The following is a 20,581-nucleotide window of genomic DNA, read 5'->3' on the forward strand; positions in this document are numbered from 1 at the left end:
GGGGCAGTCGAAAGGTGCGTGCTCTGATGCGGATACTCGTCGTGACCGTCGTCCACCATCCCGAGGACGCGCGGATCCTGCACCGGGAGATCGCCGCCCTGCACGAGCACGGCCACCGGATCGTGTACGCCGCCCCCTTCGCGGCCCGGCGGACGTCGCCGCGGCCGAACGTCGAGGGCGTCGACCTGCCCCGGGCCGCCGGCCGGGACCGCCGGGCGGCCCTGCGCGCGGCGCGCACCCTGCTCGCCGAGCGCGGGCCCCAGGCCGACGTCGTCCTGCTGCACGACCCGGAGCTGCTGCTCACCCTGCCCGGCACGATGCGCCGCTGGCGGCGCGGCGGACATGTCCCGGTCACCGTGTGGGACGTGCACGAGGACACCGCGGCGGCGCTGGTGATGAAGCGCTGGCTGCCCCGGCCGCTGCGACCGCCGGTGCGGCTGGCCGTACGGGCGGCGGAACGGATGGCGGAGCGGCATCTGCGGCTGCTGCTCGCCGAGGACGCCTACCAGCGGCGCTTTCGCCGGTCGCATCCGGTCGTGGCCAACCTGGCGACGGTGCCCCCCGAGCCGCCCGAACCGCCGGGCGACGACCGGGTCGTCTACCTCGGCCATCTGTCGCGGGCGCGCGGCGCGCCCGAACTGATCGAGACGGCACGGCTGCTGGCGCCCGACGTCCAGGTCGAGGTGATCGGCGCGGCCGACCCCGACATCCGGGGCGCGCTGACCGAGGCCGACCGGGACGGCGTACTGCGCTGGCACGGCTACCTGCCCAACGACCGCGCCCTCGGCCTGCTCTCCGGCAGCCTGGCCGGCCTCTCCCTGCTGCGGGACCAGCCCAACTACCGTCATTCACGGCCCACCAAGGCCGTGGAGTACATGGCGCACGGCGTCCCCGTGGTCACCACGCCCACCCCGCTCGCGGCCCAGCTGGTCGAGCGCTACGGCTGCGGTCTCGTCGTCCCCTACGAGGATCCGGCCACGGCCGCCATGGCCGTACGGCATCTGCGCAACGACCGGGTCATGCGCCGCCGGGCGGCGGCCCGGGGCTGGGAGGCGGCGCGGTCCGACCTCGACTGGGCCGACGCGGCGACCGGCTTCGTGATGTGTCTGGAGTCCTGGGTGAAGGAGGCGTCCGCGGCCGGGGGCGCCGGCCCCGCCGTCCCGTTCACCGGTGACAAGGCCCGGACGCCGGACGCCTAGGCGTTGGACCAACCCCGTCGGCACAGCACGAGCCGGTAGCCGTCGGGGTCCTCGATCGTGACGCCCCACTCGTTCCAGTACGGGTTGGGCGACGGGACCCGCTTGCCGCCGTGCTCCTCCAGCCGGGCCACCAGGTCCTCCGGCACGGGCCCGTCGACGTGGACGACGAGGAGGTCCTCCTCCGTCGGCCGGGGCTCGACCGGACGGGCGGGCTCGTGCACCAGCTCCAGGTGCCAGTCGGCGTCCGGCCAGCCGAGCATCAGCAGGTCGTGCTCACCGGGTCCCGGGCCGCCCACCGCCCGCCATACGACCGCGAGTCCGAGCCCCTCGGTCCAGAACCGCTCCGCCGCGGCGAGGTCCCGCGACGGGCGGGCGATCCGGATGTGACTGCGGCCGTCGACCGGCATGGTGACCCTCCGTGTGCTGAGCTGGGCGGCGTCGATCCACCGGCAGCGTAGGCAGCCCGCGCACGCCGGGACCATCGGCCGTCGGCCCTGCGACCTGCGCCCTAGGACCCGCTCCTCGGCACGCCGTACGCCCGTTCCACGTGCAGGCGCAGCACCAGCCGCCGGTCCCCGACCATCGCCGCCCGGAAGTCCTCCCAGTCGGGATGTTCCCCCTGGACGTCCCGGTAGAGGCGGACGAGTTCCTCGACCGTCGCGTCATAGGGGTCCTGCGCGACGGGCGCCAGGTCGGCGGTGCCCTCGGCGACCGCGTACGCCCATCGGTCGGGCGTCGTGACGTGGTACGACGCCCTCGGGTCGCGGCGCAGATTCCGGGTCTTGGCGCGGTCGTCGGTGATCGAGACGCGGATGATCCGCTCGTCGGGGTAGTAGGCGTGGCTCACGTTCGACAGCTGCGGTCGGCCGTCGCGCTTCAGGGTGACCAGCACCCCGCCATGGCTCTCGGCGAGGAGCGCGAGCAGTGCGTTGTGGGTGGCGTCCTGAGTCATGTGTGCATCAACCCTGACGGGCGGCCCGCTCATTCCCGCGAAGCTGCGTAGACACTGTCTACTCGATCATGGTAGACAGTGTCTATGGAGGCATCGCGAGCAAGGGGCGCGGGTACGGACGTGGACTCGGGGCTGCGGACACGGCTGGTCGACGTCGGCGTGGAACTCGTGGCGCGGGAAGGCGTCCAGGCGCTCACGCTGCGGGAGATCGCCCGTCGCGCCGGCGTCTCGCACGGCGCGCCCCGCCGCTACTTCCCCACCCATCTGGAGCTTCTGTCGGCCATCGCCCGCCGCGGCTTCGACGAACTGGGGGCGCGGGCGACGGCGGTGGTCGGGGACGGTGGCGCGCCTCCGCGGGCGCAGCTGACCGAGCTGGGGCGGGCGTATCTGGAGTTCGCGCTCGGCAATCGCGGGATGTACGAGCTGATGTTCCGTCATGATCTCTTGGAGAGCGGACACTTGGGGCTGCGGGACACCAGCCTTCCGCTCTTCGCCCGTCTGGTGGAGCTGGTCGGCCGAGTGCGTCCCGACGCCGACGCGCGTCTCGTCGCGGGCGCACTGTGGGCGGGGCTGCACGGCATCGCCCAGCTGTGGGGCTGGGGCAGCCTCCAACTCGCCACGGGGGCCGACGACTTCGCGCCCCTGCTGGGCTCGGTCCTGGACGCCCACCTCGGTCCGGAGGGCGTGTGAACCAGCGTCTCACTCTCGCGAGCAGCGTCGCCGGAGCGGTGATCGTCGCGCTCGACGGCACCGTGCTGACCGTGGCCCAGCCGAGTCTCCAGCGCGACCTGGGCGCCTCCTTCGCCCAGGTCCAGTGGACCAGCACCGGCTATCTGATCGCGGTGGCGAGCCTGTTGGTGTTCGCGGGTCGGCTCGGTGACCTCCCCCACAGCCCAAGGCGCGGGGGTACCCCCATCGGCCACCACCGTCTCTTCGGCATCGGCATGCTCGGCTTCGGAGCGGCGTCGGCGGGCATCGCGCTCGCGCCCGGCGTCGGCTGGGTGATCGGACTGCGGGTGGTGCAGGGGGTGTTCGGGGCGCTGCTGCAACCGGCCACGCTCGGGATACTGCGGGTGGCGTTCCCACCGGACCGGCTGCGGACGCCGATCGCCGTACGGACGGCGGCGATCGGCGTGTCGGCCGCCGTCGGGCCGCTGCTGGGCGGCGCGCTGGTGGCCGGCCCCGGCTGGCGGGTGGTGTTCCTGCTGAACGTCGTCCCGGCTCTCGTCCTCGGCACGCTCGCCCTCACCGTCCCTGCGCCCCCGCACACGGCTTCCCCCGCCCGGCTCGACATGCCCGGTGCCCTCCTGCTCGCGCTCACCCTGGCCTGCCTGGTGCACGCCCTCGTGGGGCTGCCGGGCTGGGTCTGGACCGCCGCCACAGCCGCCGTCACCGGTGCCGCCTTCGTCCGGCACGAGCGCCGCACCGCCAGTCCCCTACTGCCCCCGAGCGTGATCGGATCCACGGCCGTCGGTTCGGCGCTGGGCATGCTGGTGGCGGCGTCGGCGGCGCTGTCCGGCGCGCTGTTCGCGGGCACGTTCCTGTTGCAGGACACCCTCGGTCTGGACCCGCTGCGCAGCGCCCTGGTCAGCCTGCCGCTGGCCGCGCTGATGGTGGCGGCGGCGCCGACGTGCGCGGTGCTGCTGCGCCGGGTCGGTGCCCGGCGTACGGCCGTGGCGGCGATGGCACTCCTGGCGCTCGGGATCCTCGTGCTGTCCCGCACACCGGCCATTCCACTGCTGTGCACGGCGTTCGCGCTGGTGGGGGCAGGTTTCGGCACGGTGATGGTGGCGGCGACGCATGTCGTCGTACGGGAGGCGGCCGTCGAGTCGGCCGGGGTCGCGGGCGGGCTCCAGCAGACCGCGATGAACGTCGGACCGGTGCTGGGCGTCGCCGTCGCGACCGCGCTCCTGGGCACCGGCGACGGCCCCGGGCTGCCACTGATCGTCCTCGCCGCCCTCGCCCTGGCCGGCGCGGCACCGGGCCGTGCGCTGCCCGGGCGGCAGAAGACGCCGGTGAACGATCATGGCGATTCGAAGGACCGTACACGTGTTCCTGCGCAACGATGAGGTCAGAGGCCGTTCCCGCGGGGTATGCCGGAGCGCACCCTCGTCGTACGTATCGGAGGAGAGCGATGGCACTGCTGACACAAGAGGTCGACCCGGGTGAGGTCGGGCTGGACGCGAAGGCGCTGGACCGCCTCGACCAGTACTTCGCCCACTACGTCGACGAGGGGCGGCTGCCCGGCTATCTGGTGTCCGTCGCCCGCGGTGGACGCGTCGCCCACCTCACCACGCACGGCCACCGTGACCTCGCGGCCGGGCTGCCCGTCGAGGCCGGCACGCTGTGGCGGATCTACTCCATGACCAAGCCGGTCACCTCCGTCGCCGCGCTGCTGCTGATGGAGGAGGGCAGGCTGTCGCTCGACGACCCGGTGGCCCGCCATCTGCCGGGCTTCGCCGAGCCCAGGGTGTACGTCAGCGGGTCCGGCGACGACATCGTGACGCGCCCCGCCGACGGGCCGATAACCGTCCGGCATCTGATGACCCACACCGCCGGGCTGACCTTCGCCTTCTACCGCACGCACCCCGTCGACGCCCTGTACCGCGACGCCAACCTCGACTCGGCGGTGCTGCCCGGCTCCGACTTGGCCGGCACGGTCGACGTGTACGCGCGTCTGCCGCTCCAGTTCGAGCCGGGCACGCAGTGGAACTACTCGGTCGCCACCAACGTCCTGGGCCGCGTCATCGAGGTGGTGTCGGGGCAGCCGCTGGACGAGTTCTTCGCCGAGCGGATCTGCGGCCCGCTCGGGATGGCCGACGCCGGGTTCTGTGTGAGCGACGAACAGGCGGTCCGGCTGGCCGAGTTGTACGGCGAGACCGAGGACGGCGGCATCGAGCCGATCCCGGGCCTCCCGCTGCGTGGAGGCCGCCCCCGATTCCTGTCCGGCAGCGGCGGACTTGCGGCCTCCGCGCACGACGTCCATCGCTTCATGGAGTTGCTGCGCCGCCGCGGCGAACTCGACGGCATCCGGCTGCTGGCGCCCGAGACGGTGGACCTGATGACGTCCAACCAGCTCCCGGGCGGCGCCGACCTGCGCGCCTTCGGCAGTCGTCCGGCCCACGACGAGGCCGGCAACGACGGCGTCGGCTTCGGCCTCGGCGTCTCCGTCGTGATCGACCCGTCCCGCACGAAGGCCCCCACCGTGCTCGGCGCCTACGGCTGGAGCGGGGTGGCGACGACCACGTTCTGGGTCGACCCGCGCCGCGACCTGACGGTGCAGTTCATGACGCAGGTGCGGCCCAGGACCTCGCACACGATGTTCCAGGACCTCAAGCGGCTCGTGCACGAGGCCGTGACGCAGGACTGACCCCGCCGCCGGTCACTGGTCCACGCGCAGGGTGAACTCCACTCCCTCCAGGGCGAGTTCACGCAGCCACTCCTCCGAGCGGGCCGCCGTCTCCGCGGCACGGCTCAGGCCCGCCGGCAGGGAGCCGTCCAGGATGTGCCGGACGCCGAGGGCGAGCGGGCGGGAGACACAGCGGGCCATCGCGCTCTCCTCCTCGTCCCCGACCTGGTCGAGCAGATAGCTGCCGGACCACGACTGCCCCGAGCCGCCGCGCACGTCCAGCGACACGGCGAGGACGACCCGGTCACGGTCGGCGTCCGTGGTCGGGTAGGCGGCCGCCAACTCCCCTGCCAGGGCGGCGATCCGGGCGTCGTCGCCCGCCTTCAGCTCCTCGAACACGGCGTCCCAGGCCTGCAGCCAGCCCTCCAGCCGCAGGGTGCCGCGCACGAAGGTCAGCGGCTTCCAGCCGTCCGGCAGCCCGTACTGCCCGACGAACGGCACGCTGTCGCGGTTGGGGTAGACCTCGAACACCTCCCCGTCGACGGTGTGCGGCCGGGTCGCCTCCCACGGCCGCTCGGCGACGGTCTCGGCACCGTCCTCAAGGTAACGGGCCGGTGCGCGCAGGGCGTTGAGGACCCCGGCCGGCGCCCAGCTGAAGCGGTACCTGAAGTCGTTCGGGACCGCGGGAACCCCGCCGCAGTAGGAGGTGAGGCTGTACGAGGCCCCCGCGTCGTCGCCGACGGCCTCCCGGGCGCGGCCGATCAGGCAGTGGGCGAAGAGGTGGTCGAGGCCCGGGTCGAGGCCGGCCTCGGTGAGCACGACGAGCCCGGCCGCCGTGGCCGCCGGGACCTGTTCGAGGACGGCGTCCGACACATAGCTGGAGCAGGCGAAGTGGGCCGACCGGCGCACGCAGGCCGCCAGGATCCCGGCGTGCTCGGGCGCGGGCAGCATCGACACGACGATGTCGCCGGGAGCCAGTTCGGCCGTGAGCGCGGCCAGGGTGCAGGCGCGGGGCTCGGCGCGTCCGGTGAGGCCGAGCCGGGCGAGGGCGTCGGCGGCACGGGCCTCGGTGCGGTGCCACAGCCGTACGCGGTCGGCCCTGTCGCACAGCCGGGACAACCCGCTGCCGGTGGACAGCCCGGCGCCGACCCAGTGGACGGCGCCGCTCGCGGGCACCCGTGCGGATCTGTCAGCCATTGCGGAACTCCCCTTCCACGATGCCGAGTTCACGGCATGCCTGGTGGAACCGGTCACGGCAGCGCCCCCACGGCCCGCCCGTCTCGAACCGGAGCAGCTGGGGAAGCAGCGCCGACGAGAAGTCGACGCTGGACTCGCGGGGGAGCAGGGACGGCAGGTTGTCGATGGCGATGAGGTCGAGCGGTGGTTCCTTGCGCAGCCGGCGCACCGGGTCACTCCACTCGGTGGTGCGGTCGTAGACCGGCAGGACGTTCAGGGGCGAGCCGACGTCGACGGTGACGTCGCACACGGTGCGCAGCCGGCGGCCCGGGTCGTCGAGGTCCTCCTCGCGCAGGAAGGGCGGAACGGGGGTGGTGGCGAGGACGGCGTTGACGAGTACGTCGTGCGCCAGCAGCGCCGGACGGTCCAGCGCGCGGGTCTCGGCGAGGTCCCAGGGCGTCGCCTCGACGCCCGCGGTGCGGAACCCGAGCCGGGCACCGCGTCCGCTGCGCCCCAGGGCGCCGATCACCAGCGCGGTGAACTCCTCGTCTCCGGCGACCGGCCTCAGGAGGGCGTCCAGTTCGTCCTTCGACAGGGGTGTCAGCGGCGCGGCGAGCCTGCCCCGGTGGTGGAGGACGGCGAGGGCGGCGCCGAGATAGCCGGCCCAGAAGCCGAAAGCGGCCAGGCGGCGGCCGTCGTCGTCCACCAGGTACTCCAGGTCGAGCAGCGTGCCGCCCCCGGCCGCGAAGCGCCGCAGCAGTGCCTCGGCACCCGGCTGCCGCTTGTAGGCGTGCCCGAAGAAGACGTGGTCGTGCCTCAACTCGCCCGGCTGGTCCGGGAGTTCCTTGAGTCCCAGCACAACGGCCGGCTCGGGTGCCGACACCCAGGATCCGGCGGGCGCGGTGCGGCAGCCGGCCGCCTCGTACTCCTCGACGGGGAAGATCCGCTGCGCGGACTCCTCGACGGTCACGGTCACCCCGCGCTCGACGAGCCGGCGTGCGTCCGACGGCACGAGAGGTGTGCGTCGCTCGGTGGAACGGACCTCGTGGCGCAGCCACAGATGGAGCTCGGTCATACGCGGTTGGCCTCCGGGCGCGGGGCGTCGGCCGCGAACCGGCCGGCGCTGAGCGGGCTGACGTCCACGAAGGGTACGCGGCCGAGGTACAGGTCACGGACGACCTCGCCGACGGCCGGTCCCTGGAGGAAGCCGTGGCCGGAGAAGCCGGTCGCGTACAGGAAGCGGGAGACGGAAGTCGCCTCGCCGATGAGCGCGTTGTGGTCCGGGGTGACCTCGTACAGGCCCGCCCAGCCTCCCGCGCGGCGCAGGTCGAGCAGGGCGGGGGCGCGGCGTTCCATGGCGGCGGCGAGCCTTGGGATCCAGCGGTCGTGGGTGTCGGTGGCGAAGCCGGGCCGCTCGTCGGGGTCGGACATGCCCAGGAGCAGGCCGGGACCCTCGGAGTGGAAGTAGAGGCTGGTGGTGAAGTCGATGGTCATGGGCAGGTCCGGCGGCAGTCCGCCGACGGGTTCGGTGACCGCGACCTGCCGGCGCAGCGGCACCACCGGCAGGTCCACGCCGACCATCGCCCCGATCGCCCGCGACCAAGGGCCGGCCGCGCAGATCACCGTCCCGGTGGTGATCCGGCCGATGGTCGTGGTCACGGCGGTGACACGGTCGCTGTGCACTTCGATGCCGGTGACGTCGTTGTGGCGTAAGATCCGCGCCCCGTACGCGCGGGCGGCGGAGGCGTAGCCGTGCACGACGGATTCGGGGGTGCAGTGGCCGTCGTCCGGGGAGAACGCGGCGGCCAGCAGTCCGTCGGTGCTGATCAGCGGGGACAGCCGCCGGGCCTCGGCGGGGCCGATCATCCGGCTGGGCACTCCGAGGGAGTTCTGGAGCCGGACGCTCGCCTCGAACCCGGCGACCTCCTCCGGCGTCGAGAGCAGGAACAGATAGCCGACCCGGTGCAGCCCGATGTCGTGGCCGAGCTCCAGCCCGAACCGGGCGAACGCCTGGAGGCTGCGCGCCCCGAGCTGGATGTTGAGCTCGTCGGAGAACTGCGCGCGCACTCCGCCGGCCGCCTTCGAGGTGGAGCCGGAGGCCAGTTCGTCCCGCTCGACGAGGACGACGTCCCGTACGCCCGCGCGGGCGAGGTGATAGGCGATGCTGGTGCCCATCACGCCGCCGCCGATGATGACGACACTCGCGTGTGTGTTCACGGGCGGGCCTCCTTGCGGGCCGCCTCGACGACGGCCCAGGCGGCGGCCGCGTCCTGGATGCCGAGGCCGACGCTGTTGTAGTGGACGATGTCGCCGGGCCCCGACCGCGGGAAGCTCTTCCCGGTGAGTACGGCGCCGAGAGCGACCAGGTCCTCGGGGGCCAACACCCCTTCGCGCAGGGCGTGCACCACGGGCCCGGCGTGCTCGGCGGCGGTCGCCGGGTCGTCGACGACGACGCTCGCGGCGCGCAGCAGCACGGCGTCGTCGACCTCGCGGCGGCCGGGCTCGAACGAGCCGACGCTGACGACCGTGCACCCGGGTGCCAGCCACTCCCCCCGGACGACGGGCGTCGTGCTGAGCGTGCAGGCGGCGACCAGCGACGCCCCCGTCACGGCCTCCTCGGCGGTGCCGACCGCCTCCACGGCGAGGCCCAGTTCGGCCGTGAGCTGCCGCGCGGCGCGGGCGCGGTTGCGCGGGGTCGGACTCCACAGCCGCACGGACTTCAGCTCGCGCACCCTGGCGACGGCCCGGGCGTGGGCGAGGGCCTGGGTGCCGGAGCCCAGGAGGGCGAGGTCCGCGCTGTCCCGGGTGGACAGGACGTCGATCGCGACGGCGCTCGCGGCGGCCGTGCGCAGGGTCGTGATCGCCGTGCCGTCCATGACGGCGGCGAGACGGCCCGTCACCGGGTCGAGCACGGTGACGACCGCGTGGACGGTCGGCAGGCCGGACGCCGCGTTGCCCGGGTTGACGCTGCCGATCTTCGCGACGGCCCCGGTGTCCGCGGACAGCCGGGAGACGTACGCGAAGACGACGCTGTCGTCGAAGCGGCTCGGGTGCATGATCTTCCCGGGCAGGTCGGCCGCGTCGGCGCCGAGCGCCGTGAAGGCCGCGCGCTGCGAGGCGATCGCCGCGTCGAGGCCGAGCAGGCGCGAGACCTGGTCTCCGGTCAGGAAGAGGACGTCGTCGGTCATTCCCTCTTCCTGTCCGGACAGGCCTCGCCGCAATCAGGACAGCTGCCCGACCGCGTCCAGATGGGGCAGGTGGTGGTCGAGACGCTCCCGCTTGGTACGCAGGTAGGTGATGTTGTTCTCGCACGGCGGGATGAGCAGCGGGACCTGCTCGGCGACCTCGATGCCGTGCTGCACCAGCGCCTCGCGCTTGCGCGGGTTGTTCGACATCAGCCGGACGCTGCGCACGTTCAGGTCGTGCAGCATCCCGGCGGCGACGCCGTAGTCGCGGGCGTCCACCGGCAGGCCGAGCGCGAGGTTGGCCTCGACGGTGTCCAGGCCCTCCGCCTGGAGGGCCATCGCGCGCAGCTTGGCGAGCAGGCCGATGCCGCGGCCCTCGTGGCCCCGCAGATAGACGACGATGCCGCTGCCCTCGGCGACGACCGCGCGCAGGGCGGCCGCCAGCTGGTCGCCGCACTCGCAGTGCTGGGAGCCGAAGGCGTCACCCGTCAGGCACTCCGAGTGCAGCCGGGTCAGCACCCCTTCCGTGCCTATCTCGCCGTGGACGAGAGCCACTTGCTCGTCTCCGCGGTCGTGGTCGAGGTAGCCGATCGCACGGAATTCGCCGTACACGGTGGGCAGCGGCGCATTCACCACGCGTTCCACACCGGAACGCTGCGTCCGCTGGGCGGACTTCTTGCCGAGGACGCCAATTTTTTCTGTCATGATTCTTCAGTTCCTAAGCAGAGACGAAAGGCCGTGAAAAGATGAGTGGTTCGCAAATGCGGCCGGCGGCGCACTCGCTGGTGCCGGCGGACACCACCGAAGACGTACGGACCCGAGGGGCGGGCGTCTCACGACAGGTGGCGGTGCTCCCCGTCGGAAGCTTCGAGCAGCACGGCCGGTTCCTTCCGCTGGCGACCGACACGCTGGTGGCGTGCGCCATCGCGCGCGAGATCGCCGCCGCGCACCCGGTGCACCTCCTCCCGCCGGTGACGATCTCCTGCTCGCACGAGCACGCGGCCTGGCCGGGGACCGTCAGCATCTCCTCAGTGACCCTTCATGCGGTGATACGGGACATTGCGGCTTCGCTCCGCCGGTCGGGCGTCGACGCCCTGGTGCTGGTCAACGGACACGGCGGAAACTACGTACTGGGCAACGTCGTTCAGGAGTCCTCCGCGCGTGGTGAGCGGATGGCGCTGTTCCCGGCCCCGGAGGACTGGGAGGCGGCGCGGGTGCGGGCGGGGGTGGAGACCTCACTGCTCACCGACATGCACGCGGGGGAAATCGAGACCTCCATCCTTCTGCACGCTCATCCCGAATTGATCCGACCCGGTTATGAGACTTCCGATTTCGTGGCGGACGACCGCCGTCATCTGCTGACCCTCGGTATGTCCGCCTATACCGATTCCGGTGTCATCGGCCGCCCTTCGCTGGGTTCCGCGGAAAAGGGGAAGGGGCTGCTGGCGAGCCTCGCGGATTCCTTCGGCGCGTATGTGTCACTGCTGACCTCCGCGGACGATTCCGTAGCGGACACGGGTGACGCCTGAAAATAGCCGCTGAGTTCCGGGTCCGCCATGGTCACGGCGGATCCGGATTCCGCGCGCAGCCCGGTGTACCAGCGGGCTACCAGGACGACGAGACCGGGCAGTGCGGCCACGAAGCTGAGGACGCCGTACACGACGGCGACCGCGAGACCGGTGGTCGCGCCGAGCCCCGCGGCGCCGAACGCCCAGGCGGTGACGCCCTCCCGGGGGCCCCAGCCGCCGACGTTCAGGGGCAGTCCCATCGCGAGCAGCGCCAGTACCGCGAGCGGCACCAGGGCGGCCACGGAGGCGTCGGAGCCGGCGACGCGGGCGGCGAGCACGAACATCCCGATGTGTCCGGCGAGCACGACGGCCGAGGAGACGGCGACGCCAGGGCCGTTGCGGCGGGACAGCAGGGCTTCCCGGGCCTCGTCGAGCGTCGTGCGCAGCGCGGACGGCCGGCTCCGGTCGCGCCGCGACGGCGCCCGGTTCATGCGTACGGCGGCCACGACGGCGAGCGCGCCCACCCCGGCGAACAGGATGAGCGGGGTGATGTCGCGGGCCTGGTTCAGCACCGGTGACGGCATGGTCAGCAGCACGACGGCGCCGAAGGCCGCGAGGACGACCTGGCCGGCGGTCCGCTCCAGCACGACCGCGCGCACTCCGCGCCCCATGTCACCGGCGCTCTGCCCGTGCCGTACGGCCCGGTGCACATCGCCGAGGACGCCGCCGGGGAGGGCTGCGTTGAGGAACAGGGCACGGTAGTAGTCGGCGACGGCGGGCCACAGCGGCAGCCGGATCCGCAGCCCCCGGGCCACCAACTGCCAGCGCCAGGCGCTGAACACGGTGGTGACGAGCCCGATCCCGAGCCCGCCGGCCAGTGCCGCCCCGTCGATCCGCCGCAGCCCGTCGAGGAACACACCGGTGCCGAGCCGCCAGAACAGCACGACCAGGATGACAATGCCGACGACCGTGCCCAGGTGGGTACGGAAGGCCGGGGTGTTGACCCGCGCGAGCACTCCGCGCGGCCGACTGCGAGCCGGCTCGGCCTTCGCCGCTCCCGCCCGCGCCTCGGTGACGACGACACCGATCCGGGCCGGGGAGACGGCGGTGGCCGGGACGGGGGCGGCCGGACGGGACGCCTGGACACCGGCGACCGCCGGAGCGTCGATGACGGCGACGCCCGCGCGCCCGGCCGAACCCGCGCGCTCCTGCGAACCCTTCGGCTCGGCCCGGACGGCGTCGCCGCCCACGCCCCTCTCTCCCGCCCGTTCCGCGCGGCGGATGCGAGGCCTCGGGGCCCGGCGCTCGGCGCGGGCCCGTGCCACCGTCTCCACGGTCATGACGCGCCGCCCGTCGGCCGGCACAGCGCGAGCAGGTCGCTGTGGTGGACGACGACCCGCAGTTCGCCGGCCTGGCAGGCGGCGAGGCGTTCGGCCAGGTAGCGGTCGGCGCGCTCGCGCAGTTCGGGGCGTTGCTCCACCGCCGCGCCGACCCAGCCGCGCAGCCACTGGGCGGTGAGCGCGGACTCGCCGGGGCCGAGCTTCCACGGGCTCGGCTGGACCTGCACGGTCGCGCCGTGCTCGGAGAACGCCTCGGCCGCCACCGTGATCGCGTCGGGGCCGAGCAGTCCCGAGCGCCGCTGGTGGGCGTTGAACGCCTCGGCGATCTCGTCGTCCAGCGGGTCGGACGGGGTGAGTTCGACACGGCCCGCGACGGAGAGCGTCAGCAGCGCCGGGCAGCCCGCGCCCGCGCAGGCGGCGGCGAGGGTGCCGATCTCCTCGACCGTGAGGACGTCGAGGAGCGCGGACGCGGTCACCAGGGAGGCGCCTTGCAGGGCGTCCGGGGTGAGCCGGCCGACGTCGCCGCGGCGGGTCTCGACCGTGACCCGGCTGCCGTCGGCGGAGGAGCGCGGGGAGGCGACGGCGGCGAAGTGCAGGAGGTAGGGGTCGCGATCGTGCAGGACCCAGTGCTGGGGGCCGTCCAGATGGGGCGCGAGCCAGCGGCCCATGGAGCCGGTGCCGCAGCCGATGTCGTGGATGACCAGTCCCCCTGACCGGGCCGGCAGGTTGGCGAGCCGGATCCGCAGCGGGTCGAGCAGGTCGTGCGCCCGCGCGGAGGCATCGGCGCCCTCCCGCAGCTCCAGCCACTCGGGCGCGTACCGCGGCGGGTCGTCCGGCCCGGTGTCCCGCAGCCGTACGGTGGCCCGCTCGCCGGGCCGGACGGTGGGGCCGGCCCCGAGGATCACGGCATCGGCATCGGACGCCGACGGTATGGACGCAGCACCCATGTCACCCTCCACCGAAACGATTTCGCTGTGCGGGCCGCCCTGGTCGTCGACGCCCGCCCCGCGGTGCGTCGAGTCCGTCGCCTCCAGGGGCCCCGGCTGGGTCGGGATCGTCCCGCCGCTCTGTGCCGTCGCCGTCTTCCTCATGCCGCCCTCCGGGGTTCGTTCGGCAGTCGGCCCAGAACCGAGGCCAGGCTGCGGGCCGTGCCGGCCCAGCCGTTCAGCGCGGCGCGCCGCCCGCGGGCCGCCGCCTTCAGCCGGCGTCGTACGTCCGCCTCGCCGAACCAGCCGCGCAGCTCGACGGCGATCGCGGCCGGGTTCTCCGGCGGGACGAGGATGCCGGGGACACCGCCGTCGGGGGCCCGGCCGACCGCCTCGGGGAGCCCGCCGACGTCCGTCGCCAGCACCGGGATGCCGCGGGCCAGCGCCTCGGTCACCGCCATGCCGTACGTCTCGGCGTAGGAGGTGAGCACCATGAGGTCGGCGGTGTTGTAGCTGGCGTCGAGTTCGGCGCCGGCCTGCGGGCCCGCCAGGATCAGCCGGTCCTCCAGGCCGTGCCTCGCGATCAGGGCCCGCAGTTCGGCCACGTACCCGGGGTCCTGGTTCAGTCCGCCCACGCAGACGCAGCTCCACGGCAGGTCGGTCACCGCGGCCAGCGCCTCCACCAGCCGGTGCTGTCCCTTGCGCGGTGTCACGGCGGCCACGCACAGCAGGCGGGAGACACCGTCGGTGCCGGCGGCGAGGGGCGCGATGTCGGCGCCGGGCGCTGCGACATGGACGCGCTCGGGGGCGAGGCCGTGATGGGCGACGAGGCGGCGCACCGCCCAGTCGCTGGTCGCGATCACCGCGTCGACCGCCCGCAGCACGGTGCGTTCCCGGGCGTCCAGCTCCGCGGCGACAGCGGGCTCCAGCCCCGTCTCGTCGCCGAGCGGGAGGTGGACGAGGACCGCGAGGCGCAGCCGCTCCGCCTCCGGCACGATGATCTCGGGCACCCCGCAGGCGACCAGCCCGTCCAGCAGGACGACCGTGCCGTCCGGGAACTCGCGCAGCGTGCGGGCGAGTTCGGCGCGGGCTTCGGCGCCGGGGCGGGGCCAGTTGCCGTCCACCGCGTGCTTGTGCACCTGCCAGCCGAAGCCGGGCAGGTCCAGACACACGCGCCGGTCGTAGGCGTTGCCGCCGCTCGGCGCGGCCAGGTCGTCGACGCCGCCCGGCAGGACGAAGTGCACGGAGCGCAGGGACATGGGGATGATCTCGGCGTTCTTCAGGACGGAGTGCTGCACGGGCAGGTAGCCGAGCGCAGTCTTCTCCGTCTTGTCCGGGGTGATGTCCTTGCCGAGGGCGCCGTTCCCGTTGCGGGCCACGTTCTTCTGCAGCGTCACGTCGGTCACAGGGCACGCTCGTAACTCGCCCAGGCGACGTGCGACTCGTGCAGCGTGACGGTGAGGCCGGCGAGGCCCTTGGCGCCCTCGCCCAGCGCGCCCTTCTCGATCCGCTCGGCGAGGCGGTCGGCGATGACCTTGGCGAGGAACTCGGTGGAGGTGTTGATCCCGGCGAAGTCGGGTTCGCTGTCGAGGTTTCTGTAGTTCAGTTCACCGACGACGGCACCCAGTTCCCGTGTGGCCAGTCCGATGTCGACGACGATGTTGTCGTCGTCCAGCTGCTCGCGCCGGAACGTTGCGTCCACCAGGAACGTCGCTCCATGCAGGCGCTGCGCGGGTCCGAAGACGTCGCCGCTGAAGCTGTGGGCGATCATGATGTGATCGCGGACGGTGATGCTGAACAACGGACGACCCTCCAGGTGCGGCGCTCCTCATCCCCCGCTGATCGCTGCCGGGGATGTCGTGTAGTACGGCTCTTCGCTTCCCCGTGTTCAGCCGACTCTCACTCTTTTCTCAGGTCAGGCGCTCCTGCCGTCCGGCGATGAACGAGTCGGTCAGGGCGTGTCCGCGTACCTGACGCGGTGACAGAGGGCCGGGATCTCCCCGGAGGTGAGCTTCGGCATCACTTCGGGCAGCTCGTCGAAAGCGCTCTCTCCCGTGACGAGGGCGTCGAGGGCCGGGTCGGCGAGCAGGTCCAGCGCCAGGGCGAGCCGGTCGGCGTAGCTGCGGCCGGAACGGCGGGCCGGGGAGACGGTGCCGACCTGGCTGCTGCGGATGACGAGCCGCCGGGAGTGGAAGGCCTCGCCGAGCGGGAGGGCGACGCGCCGGTCGCCGTACCAGCTGAGTTCGAGGACCGTGCCCTCGGCCCTGAGCAGTTCGAGCGACCTGCTCAGGCCCTGTTCGGTGGCGCTGGCGTGGACGACCAGATCGCACTCGCCGAGCGCGTCCTCGGGCGTGGCGAATCCGACGCCGAGGGCCTCGGCGACCTCGGCCCGGCGGGGATCGGCGTCGACCAGCTGAAGCCGTACGCCCGGGAAGCGGGCCAGCAACGCGGCCACCGAGCAGCCGACCATGCCGCCGCCGACCACGGCGATCCGGTCGCCGACCAGGGGTGCTGCGTCCCAGAGAGCGTTCACGGCGGTCTCGACGGTGCCGGCGAGGACGGCGCGTGCGGCGGGCACGTTGTCCGGTACGACGGTCACGGCGCTCGCGGGGACGACGTACCGGGTCTGATGCGGGTACAGGCAGAACACCGTACGGCCGACCAGTGCCGTCGGCCCGGCCTCGACCACCCCGACGCTGAGATAGCCGTACTTCACCGGGGCGGGGAACTCGCCCTCCTGGAACGGTGCCCGCATGGCCGTGTGCTGGCTCTCGGGGACGCCCCCGCGGAACACGAGTGTCTCCGTGCCCCGGCTGACTCCGGAGTACAGCGACCGCACCAGCACCTCGTCCTCGCCCGGCTCCGGAAGGACGGCTTCCCGGATCTCTCCTTCACCCGGAGAGCTGAGCCAGAACGCACGTGCGGCGCGGTTCATCGGAATCCTCCTGAACGATCGTGAAGCCTTGCACGTACCGAGGTGTGCACAGGTCGCGCACAGTACGCGGCCTTGATCGACTCTGTCATCTGGCCGGAGGAATGTGCGGTGGCCCTGAACAACACTTACGACGCGAGGCTGGTCCAGCAGGAGACCGCTGTGGGAGCGGGCGTGCAGATCCTGTTGCTGGCCCTGCTCGGATCGGCGATCGGCCTGGGGCCGGCGGGCTGGCTGACCGGCCTCGTCTTCGCCATCGCGACCTGGGCGCTGCTGTCGCTGGCCCTGCACCGGTCCGGGCTGCGCTCCTTCGGTCCGGCGAACCGGGTCACCCTCGGCCGCGCGACGCTGGTGGGCGGCGTCACGGCTCTCGTGGCGGACTCCTTCCAGAGCTCGCCGCCGGTCACGCTCTTCGTGGGCCTGACGGCGGTCGCGCTGATCCTGGACGGCGTGGACGGCAAGGTGGCCCGCCGCACGGGCACGTCCACGGCGCTGGGCGCGCGCTTCGACATGGAGGTCGACGCGTTCCTGATCCTGGTGCTGAGCGTGTACGTCTCGATGTCGCTGGGCCCGTGGGTCCTCCTCATCGGCGCGATGCGCTACGGCTTCGTCGCCGCCGCCCGCGTCTGGCCCTGGCTGAACGCGCCGCTCCCGCCGAGCACGGCCCGCAAGACGGTCGCCGCGACGCAGGGCGTGTTCCTGCTGCTGGCCGCGTCGGGCTGGCTCCCGTACGCGGCGACGTTCGCGGTGGCCGCGGTCGCGCTGGCCGCGCTGGTCTGGTCGTTCGGGCGGGACATCATGTGGCTGTACCGGACGTCGCGTACCGAGCGGGTCTCGGTGCCGGAGGTTCGGGAGCTGGTGGCGTCCTGAACGCAGGGCCGCGACATGCCGCCGGTCGTCCGCGGCACCGTACTGGCTGGTCGCGCCCACGCGGCGGAGCCGCAAATCGATACAGCCCGCGCCCCTTTCGGCGCTGCCGAACCGCGCCCGCCGGGCCTCAGCGGCGAGGGAGCACCCCTATGGCCGCCAGTGGTACGGCCGCCAGCACCAGCCACGGCACAGCCGCCGGCAAGCCCGTGTCCAGGAGGGTTCCCGTCGCCGAGCTCCCGATGAGGACGATCAGGCCCGAGATCGAGGACAACGCACCGGTGTAGAGGCCGAGTCGGCCCTCCTCGGCGAGGTCGGGGATCCAGGCGCGGGCGACCGGTGCGACGAGCATCTGGCCGAGGGTGAGCAGGACGACGAAGCCGGCCGCGGGCAGCAGGGCCGCCGTACCCGTCCAGTGGGCGGGGCGCGCCGCGGCCACGACCGTGAAGCCCGCCGCGACGAGCAGCAGACCGGCCACCATGGACCGGCGCGGGGTGAGCCTCTCCCCCACCCAGCGGGTGACGGGCAGCTGGGCGATCACCACCAGCAGCGAGGACAGGGCGAACAGCCAGGCGAGCGCGGCCTGGGAGCCGGTGGCGCGCTCCACTTCGTCGGGCAGCGCGAGGTAGAGCTGGTTGTAGGCGAGCAGATGGGCGCCGTACGCGCAGCACAGGGCGAGGAAACGGCGGTTGCGCAGCAGTTTGCCCAGACCGCCGCGCAGTCGGACGCCGCCCCGCCCGGGTATGCGCTGCGGCAGCAGCCACGTGTGACCGGCGAGGACGAGGACGAACACTGCGGCGCCGGCGAGGCAGACCGTACGGAAATCCACCGCCAGGAGCAGCGCGCCGAGCAGCGGGCCGACGAACGCGCCCGCCTGACCGGCAACCGTCAGCAGCGCGAGCACCCGGGTGCGCGAGCCGCCGCCGGTCTCCTCCCACAGCACGGCCTGGCGGGCGACCTCGGACTCCACGGCCGGTGAGAACAGGGCGGCGGCGAAGCCGATCAGCAGCACCGCCCCGATGACCGCCCAGGTCGCTGTCGCGTACCCCAGCCACACGAACCCGGCGATCCGCAGCACGCACCCCGTGAGCACGACCGGCCGGATGCCGTACCGGTCGGCCAGCGCGCCGCCCACCACGAACAGCCCCTGCTGACTGAACGTCCGCAGCCCCAGCACGAACCCGACCAGCCACCCCGCCATCCCGACGGCCTGCCCCAGGTGCTCGGCGAGGAAGGGCAGCACGGCGAAGAAGCCGATGTTGAACGCGAGTTGGGTGAGGATCAGGAGGCGGAGGAGAGGGGAAAGGCGGAGCCGGTCCGGAGCCGCCTTGCGCAGGCCGGTTGTCGACGGCCTCATCCGGCCGTCACCAACTCCCTCGGTTCCGGCTGTTTCCCGGGCACGTCCGTCACCTCGCGCGGGGCCGTGCGCCTGCGCCCCCGCACGCCTGCGGCCGCCGTCACCGCCAGCGCGCCCAGCAGGGCGAGTACGGCGGCGGGGGCGAGGACCGCCCAGGGGGCGCGCTCGGCGTAGGGCTGGTTCTCGGCGAGGAGCAGCCCCCACTCCGGGGAGGGCGGCTGGGCGCCCAGGCCGAGGAAGGCGAGCGAGGCGAGGGCGAGGGCGACGCCGGGCAGCCGGAGCAGGGCGTGCCGGGTGACCGGCGGCACGACGGCGGGCAGCAGTTCGTGGCGCAGCAGATACCAGCGGCCGGCGCCCAGGGCGCGGGTGGCGGTGAGGTGGAGGGCGGCGCGTTCCTGCCGTAGGAGCGCCGAGGTGTGGGCGGCGAGCGGTGTCCACGCGACGGCGGCGACAGCGAGGGCGGGCGTGGTGCCGCCACTGCCGACGATCGCGGTGACGAGCAGGGCGACCAGGACCGGCGGCAGTGCGGTGACGGTGTCGACGACCGGCCCGGACAGCCGCGGCAGCAGGCCGAGCGCCAGCCCGGTGACCAGGGTGACGGCGGTGATCGCGAGCGCGAGCAGCAGCGTGTCGAGGGCGCCGTGCGCGACACGGGCGAGGACGTCCCGGCCCAGGGCATCGGTGCCGAACGGGTGCGCACCGGAGGGCGCGGCGAGTCGTTCGCCCGTGTCGAGGGCCAGTGGGTCACGGGGCAGGCCGACGGCGATGACGGCGAGGAGCAGGCCGCCGTGGGCGAGGGGCGGGAAGCGGCGGGCGGGCGGTGCCGGCCGGTGCGGGGACGGCAGCGCGCCGTCGCGCAGGGCCGGGCCCATCAGCAGGCGGGTGAGGAGGTGGGCCAGTGCGGCGGCGACCGCGGCGAGCAGCACGAGGGCGAGCGTGCCGGCCTGGAGGACGGGCAGGTCCTGGGCGAGAGCGGCCTGGAGGGTGGTGCGGCCGAGGCCGGGGATGTCGTAGATCTGCTCGACGGTGACCGCCCCGCCGGTGATGCCCACGACGAACAGGCCGGTGTTGGGCAGCAGTCCGGGCAGGCAGCGGCGCAGGGCCTGTCGGGCGACGGTGCGGCCGGGAAGTCCGCGCGCGGTGGCGGCGAGCGCCCAGGGCTCGGCGAAGGCGCCGGGCAGCAGGTCGTCGAGGAGCCGGCCGAGGACGGCTCCGGCGGGCAGGCCGAGGGCGAGGGCGGGCAGGATCGTCCACTGGAAGCCGTACCAGCCGAGCGCGGGCAGCCAGCCGAGCTGCACGCCGACGACGGTGGCGAGGACGGAGGCGGTGAGGAACTCGGGCAGCGCGGCGAGGACCGCCGAGCCGCTGCCCGCGGCCCGACGTCCGTCCAGTCGCTGCCGCGCCCCCAGCCACAGGGTGCGCGCGCAGATCAGCGCGGCGGTGCCGGCGGCGACCGCGAGGGCCACCGCCATCAGCAGCAGGGACACGCCGAGGGCCTGGAGCACGGCGGGAGTGACCTCGCTGCCGGAGATCCAGGACCGGCCGGCGTCCCCGTGCCACAGCCCGCCCAGCCAGTCGCCGAGGAGCCGGAGCGGTCCCTTTTCCAGACCGAGTTGGGCACGGATGTCCGCCAGCACCTCGGGCGTGGGGTCGCGTTCGGCCGACCGGGCCTTGAGGACGGTGAGCGCCGGGTCGGTGTGCGAGAGCCAGGGCAGTACGCCGATGGCGCACACCAGGGCGGCCGCGATCCCCGCACGCCACAGGAGCGTGACTGCCTGGTGCCGCACGGG

19 protein-coding genes and 1 pseudogene are annotated in these 20,581 nt (G+C 73.5%); 6 read left to right on the forward strand and 14 right to left on the reverse strand.

Annotation, left to right across the window (positions count from 1 at the left end):
- The first annotated feature begins 26 nt into the window (after window positions 1-26).
- Window positions 27-1,199: a glycosyltransferase gene (locus AC3ETA_RS16790; RefSeq protein ID WP_432193683.1), complete on the forward strand. Its 1,173-nt coding sequence runs from the start codon at window positions 27-29 to the stop codon at window positions 1,197-1,199.
- Here the strand turns inward: AC3ETA_RS16790 and AC3ETA_RS16795 are convergent.
- Both AC3ETA_RS16795 and AC3ETA_RS16800 read right to left on the reverse strand, forming a co-directional pair.
- Window positions 1,196-1,606 carry a VOC family protein gene (locus tag AC3ETA_RS16795; protein WP_432193684.1) on the reverse strand — a complete coding sequence of 137 codons (411 nt, stop codon included), beginning with the start codon at window positions 1,604-1,606 and terminating at the stop codon, window positions 1,196-1,198. The two genes, AC3ETA_RS16790 and AC3ETA_RS16795, sit on opposite strands and share 4 nt — an antisense overlap.
- A gap of 101 nt (window positions 1,607-1,707) precedes the next feature.
- Window positions 1,708-2,151, reverse strand: a complete 444-nt coding sequence (locus AC3ETA_RS16800; RefSeq protein WP_432193685.1) for a PPOX class F420-dependent oxidoreductase — start codon at window positions 2,149-2,151, stop codon at window positions 1,708-1,710.
- 84 nt (window positions 2,152-2,235) lie between these two features.
- Here AC3ETA_RS16800 and AC3ETA_RS16805 point away from each other — a divergent pair, with 84 nt between their 5' ends.
- The 3 genes from AC3ETA_RS16805 (at window position 2,236) to AC3ETA_RS16815 (ending at window position 5,521) form a co-directional block, all read left to right on the forward strand.
- Complete coding sequence (locus AC3ETA_RS16805; RefSeq protein ID WP_432193686.1) at window positions 2,236-2,841, forward strand: TetR/AcrR family transcriptional regulator; 606 nt, start codon at window positions 2,236-2,238, stop codon at window positions 2,839-2,841.
- Entirely contained in the window at window positions 2,838-4,220 is a 1,383-nt protein-coding gene (locus tag AC3ETA_RS16810) for an MFS transporter (RefSeq protein WP_432193687.1), read from the forward strand. The genes AC3ETA_RS16805 and AC3ETA_RS16810 overlap by 4 nt, the downstream gene beginning before the upstream one ends.
- A gap of 65 nt (window positions 4,221-4,285) precedes the next feature.
- Window positions 4,286-5,521, forward strand: coding sequence for a serine hydrolase domain-containing protein (locus AC3ETA_RS16815; RefSeq protein WP_432193688.1), 1,236 nt, complete (start codon window positions 4,286-4,288; stop codon window positions 5,519-5,521).
- Window positions 5,522-5,533: 12 nt separating this feature from the next.
- Here AC3ETA_RS16815 and AC3ETA_RS16820 read toward each other — a convergent pair whose 3' ends face one another.
- From AC3ETA_RS16820 to ribA, 5 genes are read right to left on the reverse strand one after another with little or no spacing between them, the layout of a single operon-like run.
- On the reverse strand, window positions 5,534-6,697 hold the full coding sequence (locus AC3ETA_RS16820; protein ID WP_432193689.1) for a saccharopine dehydrogenase family protein: 1,164 nt from the start codon (window positions 6,695-6,697) through the stop codon (window positions 5,534-5,536).
- A complete protein-coding gene (locus AC3ETA_RS16825; protein WP_432193690.1) occupies window positions 6,690-7,751 on the reverse strand; it encodes a saccharopine dehydrogenase in 1,062 nt (353 codons plus the stop codon). Before AC3ETA_RS16825 ends, AC3ETA_RS16820 begins: the two co-directional genes overlap by 8 nt.
- Window positions 7,748-8,893, reverse strand: coding sequence for an NAD(P)/FAD-dependent oxidoreductase (locus AC3ETA_RS16830; RefSeq protein WP_432193691.1), 1,146 nt, complete (start codon window positions 8,891-8,893; stop codon window positions 7,748-7,750). Before AC3ETA_RS16830 ends, AC3ETA_RS16825 begins: the two co-directional genes overlap by 4 nt.
- Window positions 8,890-9,864, reverse strand: a complete 975-nt coding sequence (locus tag AC3ETA_RS16835) for an ornithine cyclodeaminase family protein (RefSeq protein WP_432193692.1) — start codon at window positions 9,862-9,864, stop codon at window positions 8,890-8,892. The genes AC3ETA_RS16830 and AC3ETA_RS16835 overlap by 4 nt, the downstream gene beginning before the upstream one ends.
- Window positions 9,865-9,897: 33 nt before the next feature.
- Window positions 9,898-10,566, reverse strand: a complete 669-nt coding sequence (gene ribA, locus AC3ETA_RS16840) for a GTP cyclohydrolase II (RefSeq protein ID WP_432193693.1) — start codon at window positions 10,564-10,566, stop codon at window positions 9,898-9,900.
- A 41-nt stretch (window positions 10,567-10,607) separates the two neighbouring features.
- Between ribA and AC3ETA_RS16845 the strand changes: the two genes are divergently transcribed.
- On the forward strand, window positions 10,608-11,390 hold the full coding sequence (locus AC3ETA_RS16845) for a creatininase family protein (RefSeq protein ID WP_333938179.1): 783 nt from the start codon (window positions 10,608-10,610) through the stop codon (window positions 11,388-11,390).
- A 107-nt stretch (window positions 11,391-11,497) separates the two neighbouring features.
- Here the strand turns inward: AC3ETA_RS16845 and AC3ETA_RS16850 are convergent.
- The 5 genes and pseudogenes from AC3ETA_RS16850 to AC3ETA_RS16870 form a co-directional block, all read right to left on the reverse strand.
- Window positions 11,498-12,709 (reverse strand): annotated as a pseudogene (locus AC3ETA_RS16850) (lysylphosphatidylglycerol synthase transmembrane domain-containing protein); the annotation flags it as partial.
- A complete protein-coding gene (locus AC3ETA_RS16855) occupies window positions 12,706-13,800 on the reverse strand; it encodes a class I SAM-dependent methyltransferase (RefSeq protein ID WP_432193694.1) in 1,095 nt (364 codons plus the stop codon). The gene AC3ETA_RS16855 and the pseudogene AC3ETA_RS16850, both read right to left, overlap by 4 nt.
- Window positions 13,797-14,978 carry a glycosyltransferase family 4 protein gene (locus tag AC3ETA_RS16860; RefSeq protein ID WP_432193728.1) on the reverse strand — a complete coding sequence of 394 codons (1,182 nt, stop codon included), beginning with the start codon at window positions 14,976-14,978 and terminating at the stop codon, window positions 13,797-13,799. The genes AC3ETA_RS16855 and AC3ETA_RS16860 overlap by 4 nt, the downstream gene beginning before the upstream one ends.
- A gap of 59 nt (window positions 14,979-15,037) precedes the next feature.
- On the reverse strand, window positions 15,038-15,436 hold the full coding sequence (locus AC3ETA_RS16865) for a 6-pyruvoyl trahydropterin synthase family protein (RefSeq protein WP_432193695.1): 399 nt from the start codon (window positions 15,434-15,436) through the stop codon (window positions 15,038-15,040).
- 150 nt (window positions 15,437-15,586) lie between these two features.
- The gene (locus AC3ETA_RS16870) at window positions 15,587-16,570 is read right to left on the reverse strand and encodes a zinc-dependent alcohol dehydrogenase (protein ID WP_432193696.1); all 984 of its coding nucleotides are present in this window, start codon (window positions 16,568-16,570) and stop codon (window positions 15,587-15,589) included.
- A gap of 108 nt (window positions 16,571-16,678) precedes the next feature.
- On the opposite strand from AC3ETA_RS16870, the gene AC3ETA_RS16875 reads away from it, so the two are divergent.
- On the forward strand, window positions 16,679-17,437 hold the full coding sequence (locus AC3ETA_RS16875; protein WP_432193729.1) for a CDP-alcohol phosphatidyltransferase family protein: 759 nt from the start codon (window positions 16,679-16,681) through the stop codon (window positions 17,435-17,437).
- A gap of 127 nt (window positions 17,438-17,564) precedes the next feature.
- On the opposite strand, the gene AC3ETA_RS16880 is transcribed toward AC3ETA_RS16875, so the two are convergent.
- Both AC3ETA_RS16880 and AC3ETA_RS16885 read right to left on the reverse strand, forming a co-directional pair.
- On the reverse strand, window positions 17,565-18,791 hold the full coding sequence (locus tag AC3ETA_RS16880; protein WP_432193697.1) for an MDR family MFS transporter: 1,227 nt from the start codon (window positions 18,789-18,791) through the stop codon (window positions 17,565-17,567).
- Window positions 18,788-20,578, reverse strand: a complete 1,791-nt coding sequence (locus tag AC3ETA_RS16885; protein WP_432193698.1) for an ABC transporter permease subunit — start codon at window positions 20,576-20,578, stop codon at window positions 18,788-18,790. Before AC3ETA_RS16885 ends, AC3ETA_RS16880 begins: the two co-directional genes overlap by 4 nt.
- Window positions 20,579-20,581 lie beyond the last annotated feature (3 nt).

The sequence above is a fragment of the Streptomyces sp. bgisy027 genome, assembly GCF_057710365.1.